Annotated in this window: 7 protein-coding genes; 2 read left to right on the forward strand and 5 right to left on the reverse strand. The window is 73.7% G+C overall.

Annotated features, from left to right (window positions below; genetic code table 11):
* Nucleotides 1-99: 99 nt before the first annotated feature.
* The 5 genes from sucD to FF041_RS11175 all read right to left on the reverse strand — a co-directional run bounded on the left by sucD (nucleotide 100) and on the right by FF041_RS11175 (nucleotide 7,527).
* On the reverse strand, nucleotides 100-984 hold the full coding sequence (gene sucD / locus FF041_RS11155) for a succinate--CoA ligase subunit alpha (RefSeq protein ID WP_153482345.1): 885 nt from the start codon (nucleotides 982-984) through the stop codon (nucleotides 100-102).
* Between the two features lie 15 nt (nucleotides 985-999).
* Nucleotides 1,000-2,175, reverse strand: coding sequence for an ADP-forming succinate--CoA ligase subunit beta (sucC, locus tag FF041_RS11160; protein ID WP_323391669.1), 1,176 nt, complete (start codon nucleotides 2,173-2,175; stop codon nucleotides 1,000-1,002).
* 417 nt (nucleotides 2,176-2,592) lie between these two features.
* On the reverse strand, nucleotides 2,593-3,783 hold the full coding sequence (locus FF041_RS11165) for a VWA domain-containing protein (protein ID WP_153522572.1): 1,191 nt from the start codon (nucleotides 3,781-3,783) through the stop codon (nucleotides 2,593-2,595).
* Between the two features lie 184 nt (nucleotides 3,784-3,967).
* Nucleotides 3,968-6,418 (reverse strand): DUF5682 family protein, encoded by a 2,451-nt coding sequence (locus FF041_RS11170; protein ID WP_228388153.1) that lies wholly within the window; start codon nucleotides 6,416-6,418, stop codon nucleotides 3,968-3,970.
* Complete coding sequence (locus FF041_RS11175; RefSeq protein WP_153522574.1) at nucleotides 6,415-7,527, reverse strand: ATP-binding protein; 1,113 nt, start codon at nucleotides 7,525-7,527, stop codon at nucleotides 6,415-6,417. Before FF041_RS11175 ends, FF041_RS11170 begins: the two co-directional genes overlap by 4 nt.
* Before the next feature lie 118 nt (nucleotides 7,528-7,645).
* Here FF041_RS11175 and FF041_RS11180 point away from each other — a divergent pair, with 118 nt between their 5' ends.
* Together FF041_RS11180 and FF041_RS11185 are read left to right on the forward strand one after the other, a co-directional pair.
* Entirely contained in the window at nucleotides 7,646-9,025 is a 1,380-nt protein-coding gene (locus FF041_RS11180; protein ID WP_153522576.1) for an SWIM zinc finger family protein, read from the forward strand.
* 438 nt (nucleotides 9,026-9,463) lie between these two features.
* The coding region (locus FF041_RS11185) for a DUF5691 domain-containing protein (RefSeq protein WP_153522578.1) at nucleotides 9,464-11,023 on the forward strand (1,560 nt) is incomplete at its 3' end.

Here is an 11,023-nt window from a genome sequence, read left to right on the forward strand (position 1 = left end):
TATACGGATATACGGATGGGCCCGCGCCTCTCTGCCGAGGCGCGGGCCCATCCGTATGGGTACTACCGGTTACCGCTGGGGGCTACTGGGCTGGGCGAATCAGCCCTGAAGCAGCTCGCGGGCGAGCTTGGCCGTCTCGGTCGGGGTCTTGCCGACCTTGACGCCCGCGGCCTCCAGGGCCTCCTTCTTGGCCTGCGCGGTGCCGGAGGAGCCGGACACGATGGCTCCGGCGTGGCCCATGGTCTTGCCCTCGGGGGCGGTGAAGCCCGCGACGTAGCCGACGACCGGCTTGGTGACATTGGCCTTGATGAACTCGGCCGCGCGCTCCTCGGCGTCGCCGCCGATCTCACCGATCATGACGATCAGCTCGGTCTCCGGGTCGGCCTCGAAGGCCGCGAGCGCGTCGATGTGGGTGGTGCCCACGACCGGGTCGCCACCGATGCCGACGGCCGAGGAGAAGCCGATGTCACGGAGCTCGTACATCATCTGGTAGGTCAGCGTGCCGGACTTGGAGACCAGTCCGATACGGCCGGGCTTGGTGATGTCGCCCGGGATGATGCCGGCGTTGGACTGACCGGGGGTGATCAGACCGGGGCAGTTCGGGCCGATGATCCGGGTCTTGTTGCCCTTGCTGACGGCGTGCGCCCAGAAGGCGGCGGAGTCGTGCACCGCGATGCCCTCGGTGATGACGACGGCCAGCGGGATCTCGGCGTCGATCGCCTCGACGACGGCGGCCTTGGCGAACGCCGGGGGCACGAAGAGCACGGAGACGTCGGCTCCGGTCTCCTTCATCGCCTCGGCGACCGTGCCGAACACGGGTACCTCGGTGCCGTCGAAGTCGACGGTGGTACCGGCCTTACGGGGGTTCACACCGCCGACGATGTTGGTGCCGTCGCCCAGCATCAGCTTGGTGTGCTTCATGCCCGTGGCACCGGTCATGCCCTGGACGATGACCTTGCTGTCCTTGGTGAGGAAGATAGCCATGGTGGTCAGAATCCCTTACTTCGCCGCGAGCTCGGCGGCCTTGTCGGCCGCGCCGTCCATGGTGTCCACTCGCTGCACAAGCGGGTGGTTGGCGTCGGAAAGGATCTTGCGACCCAGCTCCGCGTTGTTGCCGTCGAGGCGCACGACCAGCGGCTTGGTGACGTCCTCGCCCTTGGACTTCAGCAGCTCCAGGGCCTGCACGATGCCGTTGGCGACCTCGTCACAGGCGGTGATGCCGCCGAAGACGTTGACGAAGACGGACTTGACGTCCGGGTCGCCGAGGATGATCTCCAGGCCGTTCGCCATGACCTCGGCGGAGGCGCCGCCGCCGATGTCGAGGAAGTTCGCGGGCTTGACCCCGCCGTGGTTCTCGCCGGCGTAGGCGACCACGTCGAGGGTGGACATGACCAGCCCCGCGCCGTTGCCGATGATGCCGACCTCGCCGTCGAGCTTGACGTAGTTGAGGTTCTTGGCCTTGGCGGCGGCCTCCAGCGGGTTGGCCGCGGCCTTGTCCTCAAGGGCCTCGTGGCCGGGCTGGCGGAAGTCGGCGTTGGCGTCGAGCGACACCTTGCCGTCCAGCGCGATGACCCGGCCGTCGGCGACCTTGGCGAGCGGGTTGACCTCGACGAGGAGGGCGTCCTCGGCGATGAAGGTCTTCCACAGGGTCACCAGGATGTCCGCGACCTGGTCCGCGACCTCGGCCGGGAACTTCGCGGCGGCGACGATCTCGCGGGCCTTCTCCGGGGTGACGCCCTCGTTGGCGTCCACGGGGATCTTCGCCAGAGCCTCGGGCTTGGTGGCGGCGACCTCCTCGATGTCCATGCCGCCCTCGACGGAGGCCATGGCGAGGAAGGTGCGGTTGGTGCGGTCGAGGAGGTACGAGACGTAGTACTCCTCGGCGATTTCGGGGGCGGTCTCCGCCAGCATCACCTTGTGGACCGTATGGCCCTTGATGTCCATGCCCAGGATCTGACCGGCCTTCTCGACCGCGTCATCCGGGCTGGAGGCCAGCTTCACGCCGCCGGCCTTGCCTCGGCCGCCGACCTTCACCTGCGCCTTGACGACCGATCGGCCGCCCAGACGCTCGGTGACCTCGCGCGCCGCCTCAGGCGTGTCGATGACTTCACCGGCCAGCACCGGTACACCGTGCTTGGCGAAGAGGTCCCTCGCCTGGTACTCGAACAGGTCCACGCGCGTCCGTCCCTTTTCTGCTGATCGCGGTTCGTTGTCTGCGTGGGCGTGCCGCGAAGGGCAACGTGACTGCGATGTCACAAGGAAAGCGCACACGGTGTCCGAGCACGCGGCATGTCCGCCTCGCAGAGTATCTCCGTGGCCCGTGGCTCCCTAAATCGCAGCTCACACATCAGCGGTGATTACGGTCACAGATCAGCCCGGGGTGATCGGCTACGCAGCCGGCGGGGGCCGGAAAAGGGCCCGCCGGGCGGATTCGAACGGCTCCGGGATGCGGATACGGACAGGTGCCGGGGGGAGGGGGAGGCGGGAGGGGATGCGGCGGACGGATCCGGCAGGCGGGGCGGGGTCGCGGAGGGGGCCCGGGACGGGGTCACGGACGGGGTCACGGGCGCGGACCGGGACGGCGGGCCGATGTCAGAGGTCGGGTATGGGCAGGGGCCGCTTCTCGACGGCCGCCGCCATGACGTCGGGGAAGAGATCCGGTGTGCAGGCGAAGGCGGGGGCTCCCAGGGCGGCGAGGGCGGCGGCATGCTCCCGGTCGTAGGCCGGGGCGCCTTCGTCCGAGAGCGCGAGCAGTGCCACGAACTGCACCCCCGAGGCCTTCATCGCGGCCACCCGCTTCAGCATCTCGTCCCGTATCCCGCCCTCGTACAGATCGCTGATCAGTACGACGATCGTGTCCGCGGGACGGGTGATCCGCGACTGGCAGTAGGCGAGCGCGCGATTGATGTCGGTGCCGCCCCCGAGCTGGGTGCCGAAGAGCACATCGACGGGGTCGGCGAGCTGGTCGGTGAGATCCACGACGGAGGTGTCGAAGACGACGAGCCGGGTGGCGATGGAGCGCATGGAGGCCAGCACCGCGCCGAAGACCGAGGCGTGGACGACGGAGGCCGCCATGGAGCCCGACTGATCGACGCAGAGCACGACCTCCTTCTTCACGCTCTGCGACGCCCGCCCGTAGCCGATGAGCCGCTCGGGGACCACGGTGCCGAACTCGGGGAGATAGTTCTTGAGGTTGGCCCGGATGGTGCGGTCCCAGTCGATGTCCCGGTGCCGGGGCCGGCTCACTCTGGCCGACCGGTCGAGCGCTCCGGTGAGCGTGGATCTGGTACGGGTGGCGAGCCGCTTCTCCAGCTCCTCGACCACCTTCCGGACGACCGCTCTGGCCGTCTCCCTGGTGGTCTCCGGCATGGCCTTGTTGAGGGAGAGCAGGGTGCCGACGAGATGGACGTCGGCTTCCACCGCCTCCAGCATCTCGGGCTCCAGCAGCAGGGCGGCCAGCCCGAGCCGGTCGATGGCGTCGCGCTGCATGACCTGGACGACGGAGCTGGGGAAGTAGGCGCGGATATCGCCGAGCCAGCGGGCGACGGCGGGTGCGGAGGCGCCGAGTCCGGCGCTGCGGCCCCGGCGCCCGCTGCCGCCGGGGCTCTCGCCGCCGCCGTAGAGAGCGGTCAGGGCCGCGTCGATGGCCTGGTCCGTCCCCGAGAGGGAACGGCCGGTGGCGGCGGCTGCGTCCGCGCCGAGGACGAGCCGCCACCGCCGCACCCGCTCATCGGCGCCCGCCACGCCCTCCCCCGGGCCCGTGGAGACCTCCCCCTGACTCATCGCGCCTTCCTGCGGCCTCATCACGCCTTCCCTCGGACCCATCGCGCCCCCCTCGGGCTCGTCACGCCTTCCCCCGGGCCCATCTCGCCTTCCCCTGGGCTGGTCGCCCCTTCCCCCGGGCTGGTCGCGGGCTCGACCGGTCCCGCCGTCCGCTCTTCCGTGTACGCCGTGCGCGCCATCGGGCTCATCTCCCCACCCCCGCGAGGTCGTCGTCCTCTATCCCAGGCGTCTCAGGCATCCCGGGGCCCTGTTCCACCCGCCCCTCGGCAGCCGAGCCCTTCGCTTCCGGGCCCGGGGCTGTGCCGAGGCCCGGGCCGGTGCCGGGCACCAGGCCGGTGCCGGAGCCCGGGTCCGGACCGGGGCCCGGCACCCCGAGGAGCAGCCGGAGCACCGGCAGCACGGCATCGGCCCGCCGCAGGTGCAGGTCGGGCGCGAAGCCGGGTATCGCCGCCTCGGATCGCCGCTGCCCGCCGGATGCGGTCGCGGGCCCGCGCCGGATCAGCTCGCCCAGGGTGCGGCGTACTCCGGGCTCATAGGCCGAGAAGGTGCGGCGCAGCAGCGGCAGTACATCGGTGAACGCCTCCGGGGACACCCGGGTGAGCCAGCCGTCGACCAGGGCGAGCAGCCGCTCGTCATGGACCAGGAGCATGCCGCCGCCGGACGCGCCGCCGATGAAGCCCTCGATCCAGGCGGCGGCCTCGGCGGGCGGAGTGCCGGTGGAGAGCGCGAGGCTCATCAGCCTGGCGGCCTCGTCCTCGTCGAGCCGTCCGTCGTCGAGGAGGAGCCGGGCGGCCCGGCCCCGGAGCAGTCCGGGGACGGCGTCCCGGACGGCGAGCCCGCGCAGGACCGCGCTCCAGCGCTCGCCCGGCCTCCGCTCGGCGGGGAGCAGCCCCATCGCGGTGTGCACCGCGTCCAGATCCCGGCGCATCCGTCCGGCGCCCTCCGCGTCGAGCCCGGCGCAGGCGGGCGGCAGCCCTACGCAGATCCGTTCGGCGAGGCCGGTGGCGACCTCGGCGAGGGCGGAGGTGTCCGTGGACCGTACGTCGCCGTACCGCAGGGAGCGGGCCAGGGCGGGGAGCGCCCGGGCGAGATGGCCCACGTCGGCGTCGAGGGCGGCGCGGTCGGCGAGCGCGCGCATCACCACAGGGAGGGCGTCGGTCAGCTCGGCGAGCAGACATCGCTCGGCGAGCGAGGTGATCCCGGCGAGGTCGGCGGCGGTGACGGCGTCGTTCTCCGCCTTGGCGACGGCGGCGGAGAGCACGGTGGTGCCCCATACCCCGGCCTCGGCCACCCGGACATGGAGTTCGGGCTCCCAGCGCAGCCGCCAGCTCTCCCGGAAGGTGCCGGTGCTTCCGCGTCCGGCGGTGGGCTCGCCCCAGCCGATGGAGAGCAGCCGCAGCCGGTGCAGCAGCCGGCTCCGGGACGCGTCGGTCTCCTTGCGGAGGTCGAGCTCCAGCTCCCGCTCCCGGGCCTCGGGCTTGAGCCGCAGGGTGCGCTGCGCGCGGCTGAGGTCCCGCTGGAGGGGGACGGCGGGTGCGTCGTCGGGGACTTCGCCCAGGACGTCGCCGACGACGAGCCGGTCCCGGATGAGATCGAGCGGCACATCGGAGCCGTCGCACATCACGGCCCGGATGGCGTCGGTGGTCTCGGTCAGTCCGGCGTGCGGGCGTCCGCGCAGGGCGGCGAGGGTCTCGGCGAGCCGGACGGCCTCGATGACATGGGCGCTGGACACGATCCGGTCCTCGTCGCGCAGCAGACCCGCGACCTTGGTCATCCAGCGCTCGATGGGCCGGTCGGGGGCCTGGAAGAGGTGTCCGTACCAGCCGGGTGAGTCGATCCCGGCGCCGTAGCCGCTCTGTCTGGCGAGGCGGCGATGGGTCCAGGGCACCCAGGTCATCTCGGTCCTGACCTTGGGCAGGCCCTTGAGGAGGGCTCTGTCGGCGGCGACGGTGGTCTTCTCACTGAAAGCGGGCATGTGCCAGGCGCCGCAGACGACGGCGAGACGGTCGCTGAACTCCTTGCGCGCTGAGCGCAGCTGAAGCCGCATATGGGCTTCGCGGACGAGGTCGCGCTCGTGTCCGCCGTGTCCGTAACGGCCGCGCAGGGCGGCCATGGCCTCCCCGAGGGCGGCGAAGGGCGCGAGGGGGTCGCTGCCGCCCCCGGGGCCGCGGTGTTCGACGACGTCTTCCCACCAGCGCTCGGGGTCGTCGTATCCGGCGGCCCCGGCGAGGACGGCGAGCGGGTCGACGCGCACCGGGTCGGCGCCGGCCGCTCCGTCCTCCGCCGGCGCCACAGCCCCTGCCGGCACCACGGCCCCCGCCGCCAGCGAGAACGCCGCCGGGAGGTCGATGAAGCGCACCGGGACCCCCCGGCCCAGCGCCCAGCGGATCGCCACCCACTCCGGGGAGAAGTCGGCCAGCGGCCAGAACGCGGCTCTGCCCGGGTCGTCCACCGCGTGGGCCAGCAGCGCGACCGGCGGCCGCATCCGGTCGTCCGCTGCCAGGGCGAGCAGGGCGTCTGCCTCGGGCGGGCCCTCGATCAGCACCGCGTCGGGCGGCGCGGCCTCCAGCGCGGCCCGCACCGCACGGGCCGATCCCGGCCCGTGGTGGCGGACCCCGAGGAGCAGCGGGGTCATACGCTCACCTCGCGGCACGCGCGGTAGAAGTCCTGCCAGCCCGCCCGCTCGCGGACCACCGTCTCCAGATACTCCTGCCAGACGACCCGGTCCGCCGCCGGGTCCCGCACCACCGCGCCGAGTATCCCGGCCGCCACGTCGGCGGACCGCAGCACCCCGTCGCCGAAGTGCGCGGCGAGCGCGAGCCCGCCCGTGACCACGGAGATCGCCTCGGCCGTGGAGAGGGTGCCGGACGGTGTCTTGAGCTTGGTGCGGCCGTCCGCCGACACTCCGTCGCGCAGCTCCCGGAAGACGGTGACGACACGCCGGATCTCCTCCAGGCCCTCGGGTGCGGCGGGCAGATCGAGCGAGCGCCCGATCTGGTCGACGCGCCGGGACACGATGTCCACCTCGTCGTCGGGCGTCGCCGGAAGCGGCAGCACCACGGTGTTGAAGCGGCGGCGCAGGGCGCTGGACAGGTCGTTGACCCCGCGGTCGCGGTCATTGGCGGTGGCGATGAGATTGAAGCCCCGGACCGCCTGCACCTCCTGCCCCAGTTCGGGGATGGGCAGGGTCTTCTCGGACAGAATCGTGATGAGGGTGTCCTGCACATCCGCGGGGATGCGGGTCAGCTCCTCGACCCGTGCGGTCATGCCGTCGGCCATGGCGCGCATGACGGGACCGGGCACCAGCGCGTCCCGGCTGGGGCCGTGGGCGAGCAGCCGCGCGTAGTCCCATCCGTAGCGGATGGCCTCTTCGGGGGTGCCTGCCGTGCCCTGCACCAGCAGGGTCGAGTCGCCGCTGACGGCCGCCGCCAGATGCTCGGACACCCAGGTCTTGGCGGTGCCGGGCACCCCGAGCAGCAGCAGCGCCCGGTCGGTGGCGAGGGTGGTGACGGCGACTTCGACGATCCGGCGCGGGCCGACGTACTTCGGTGTGATCACGGTGCCGTCGGGGAGTGCGCCGCCGAGGAGATAGGTGGCGACGGCCCACGGCGACAGCCGCCAGCCGGTGGGACGGGGGCGGTCGTCGGCCGCGGCGAGTGCCTTGAGCTCCTCCGCGAAGGCGTCTTCCGCATGGGGCCGCAGCACCTCGGCACCGGTGCTCGCACTGCTTTCGGACACGGTCATGCGTCCCCCTCCAGATCGCTCGATCCGATGTGGTCCCCACCTTGCACCACGCCACTGACAATCGATCGTCGTCGCAGGTCGGAGGCGATTGTCAGTGGTCGCCCGTACCGTCGTCGACATGCTGCGATCGGATGGGGAAGAGCCTTCGGACCTTTTGGGGCATGAGGCGCGCTGGACCCCGGACCAGGTGCTGGCGCTGGCTCCTGACGCCGCCTCACGCAAGGCGGGAAGCAGGCTCGGCGCGGCCGGGCCGTGGTCGGACTCGGGCACGAGCGGGGCGGGGGCGGTGTGGGGTCTGTGCAAGGGCAGTGGCGGCAAGCCGTATCGGACGGCGGTCGACACCACGGGTCCCGCGTACAGCTGCAGTTGCCCGAGCCGGAAGTTCCCCTGCAAGCACGCGCTGGGACTTCTGCTGCTCTGGGCCGCGGACACGGCGGCCGTGCCCGTCGGCACCCCGCCGGAGTGGGCCGGGGAGTGGCTGGAGAGCCGCCGCGGACGTTCGGAGGGGGAGCGGTCGGGCGCGGGCGAGGGGCGGTCGGGGAGGGCCGCCGATCCCGAGGCGGCCCGGCGCAGGGCGGAGCGCCGGGCCGAGCGGATCACGGCGGGTGCGGTGGAGCTGGAGCAGCGGCTGGCGGATCTGCTGCGCGGCGGTCTGGCGGCGGCCGAGCGTTCGGGGTACGGCCTGTGGGAGGAGACGGCGGCCCGGATGGTCGACGCCCAGGCGCCGGGGCTGGCGGCGCGGGTGCGGGAGTTGGGGGCGATCCCGGGGTCGGGCCCGGGGTGGCCGGTGCGGCTGCTGGAGGAGTGTGCGCTGACGCATCTGCTGGACGCGGCCTGGCTGGGCGTCGGGGGCCTGCCGGAGCCGCTGGCCGCCACCGTGCGCGCGAGGGTCGGTCTGTCCTCGCCCGCCACCGGTCGGCCGGTGCACGACCGCTGGCTGGTCCTCGCTCAGTACGACGCGCCGGACGGAAAGCTGACCACCCGCAGGATATGGGTGCACGGGCGGGATTCGGGGCGGATCGCGCTGCTGCTGTCCTTCGGCGCGGCGGGGCGCGCTCCCCAGCTGGCGCTGCCGGTGGGGACGGTGATCGAGGCGGAGCTGACTCCCTATCCGGGGGGCGGGCAGCTCCGGGCGGAGCTGGGCGAGCGGCTGGGCTCGCCGGTTCCGTGCCGGACGCCGCCGCCCGGGGGGCCGGTGTCGGCGGCGCTGGACGCGTATGGGCGGGCGCTGCTCGACGATCCCTGGCTGGATGCCTGGCCGGTGACGCTGACGGAGGTGATACCCGTACCGCACGGCGAGGGCTGGCAGCTGGCGGACGCGGCCGGTGGGGCGGCGCTGCCGGTGTCGGCCGCCGCGCTCGCCCGGCCGGGGCTGTGGAGGCTCGTGGCGCTGTCCGGCGGCGGTCCGGTCACCGTGTTCGGCGAGTGCGGCCACCGGGGTGTGACACCGCTGGCCGCCTGGTCCGCCGAAGACCCCGGGGCGGTCGCCCTCGTCTGATGCCGCCGGCCCCGCGCGCCGCCCTCTCCCGGCGGCTCCCGTTCCCTCACCGGCTCGCTCACCGGCGCGGCCGACGTGAGGGAGCCGGGTCCGGTGCGATGCCGGGACCGCGGCCCGTCCGGTCTCCGGCGTCCCTGGACGCCGCGCGGGAGCCGGAGGAAGACCCCGCCCGCCCAGGGGGCGATCCGGTCTCCGGCGCCCCCGGGCACCTGTTCGGGTACGTCGAGCACACGTCCCCGGTGCCTGTGCCGGTGCGTCGCGCACGCGCCCTGGATCCGCTCCCCTGCCACCGCGTGGGGCGGCGCACGAACTTGTCGGAGGGTGCCCGGGACCGCGGCGCCGTGTGGGGCCCGCCGCCGGGCGAGCGCCTGCCCGGCGCACCCGTCCCGCCCGACCGCGAACGCACGGAGGACAACAACGGAGAACAACGGAGGACATATGACCAGTACGACCGGCGCCGCTCTGTGGGAAGAGCTCGTCACCTCGGCGCTGCTCGGCACCGACCGGCGAACGCCCCCGGAGGGGGTCATGGCGGCGGGCGGGGACCCTCCCGCCGCCCTGCTGGACGCGGCGGCGCTGCACACCGTGCGACGCAGAGCGGGGCTGCTGCCCGCGCCCGCGGCCTCCCCGCCGGAGCCCGCGCCCCGGGACGACCGGCCCCCGCTGCCGGAGGCGGCACGGCACCGGCTCGCCCAGCTGCTGGCCGACCGCTCGGCCCCGTCGTCGGGAGGCCGCCGGGGCACGGCTCCCGATCTGACGGAGCTGCTGCCCCAGTGGCTGGCCACGGCCAATGAGCGCGGCTTTCGGGCCCCGGCGGCCCTGCTGCCCGCGCTGCTGGACGCGGCCCGGGCCCGCACGGATCTGCGGCCGCAAGCGCTCGTGTTCGCCGGTTCCCGGGGGCTGTGGCTGGCCCGGTTCAACCCGGACTGGAAGTTCGCGGCGCGCGGCGCGTCGGGCGGGGGTGTGCCGCTTCCCGATGTGCGGGAGCCGGCGGCGGTCCGGCGGCTGTGGGAGGAGGGCCTCTTCGCCGAGCGGGTGGCGCTGCTGACGGCGGTGCGGGCCGAGGACCCGGGAGGCGCTCTTGCGCTGCTGTCGGGGACCTGGGCGGCGGAGCGGGCCGAGGACCGGCTGATGTTCCTGGACTCCCTGCGGGAAGGGCTGTCCGACGCGGACGAACCGTTCCTGGAGGAGGCGCTCGCCGATCGCAGCCGCAATGTCCGGGCCACGGCGGCGGAGCTGCTCTCCGGGCTGCCCGGTTCGGCGCTCGCCGGGCGGATGGCCGCGCGGGCGGCGGAGTGCGTCGGGCCGGACCGGGCCATGGGCGGTGCGGCGATAGCCGTGAGCGCGCCGCGCGAGTTCGACGCGGGCATGGAGCGCGACGGGGTGGTTCCGGCCCCGCCGACCGGCCGGGGCGAGCGGTCGTGGTGGCTGGGTCAACTGGTGGCGGCGTCCCCGCTGTCCACCTGGGTGGACCGCCTCGGCGGACGCACCCCGGGGGAGATCGTCGGGCTGCCGGTGACGGACGGATGGCGCGAGGAGCTGCACGCGGCGTGGTGCCGGGCCGCCGTGCGCCAGCGTGACGCGGAGTGGTCCCGTGCGCTGCTCGGCGCTCCGGGCGCTCCCCCGGAGGCGGGCCCGGGGACCTCCTCGCTCGCCGAGCGGGCCAAGCTGCTGGCGGCGCTCGGGGAGGCGGAGCGGGCGGCCTGGGTCGCGGAGTTCATCGCGGCGCATGGGCTGTCGGAGGCGTTCCAGCTGCTGGGCGTCTGTGCGGTGCCCTGGTCGGGTCCGCTGGGGCGCTCGGTGGTCGACGCGCTCGACATAGCCCGGGAGGCGGGCAGCTATCCCTGGAGCTTCAGCGGAGTGATGGGCCTCGCGGAGCGCTGTCTGGATCCCTCGGAGGCGAGCCGTCTCGATCTGCTCACGGCGACGCCGGACGAGCCGGAGGACGCGTCGCCGGGCGCGGGGGGTTACTGGTCGGAGGCGTTCCAGAGGCTGGTC

Source organism: Streptomyces jumonjinensis, from assembly GCF_009600885.1.
In the GTDB taxonomy this organism is placed as follows: Bacteria; Actinomycetota; Actinomycetes; order Streptomycetales; family Streptomycetaceae; genus Streptomyces; species Streptomyces jumonjinensis.

Coding starts and splice junctions, on each gene's coding strand:
- sucD (WP_153482345.1), bottom strand. CDS start 984: ATGGCTATCTTCCTCACCAAGGACAGCAAGGTCATCGTCCAGGGCATG.
- FF041_RS11165 (WP_153522572.1), bottom strand. CDS start 3,783: ATGAGTCAGGGGGAGGTCTCCACGGGCCCGGGGGAGGGCGTGGCGGGC.
- FF041_RS11170 (WP_228388153.1), bottom strand. CDS start 6,418: ATGACCCCGCTGCTCCTCGGGGTCCGCCACCACGGGCCGGGATCGGCC.
- FF041_RS11175 (WP_153522574.1), bottom strand. CDS start 7,527: ATGACCGTGTCCGAAAGCAGTGCGAGCACCGGTGCCGAGGTGCTGCGG.
- FF041_RS11180 (WP_153522576.1), top strand. CDS start 7,646: ATGCTGCGATCGGATGGGGAAGAGCCTTCGGACCTTTTGGGGCATGAG.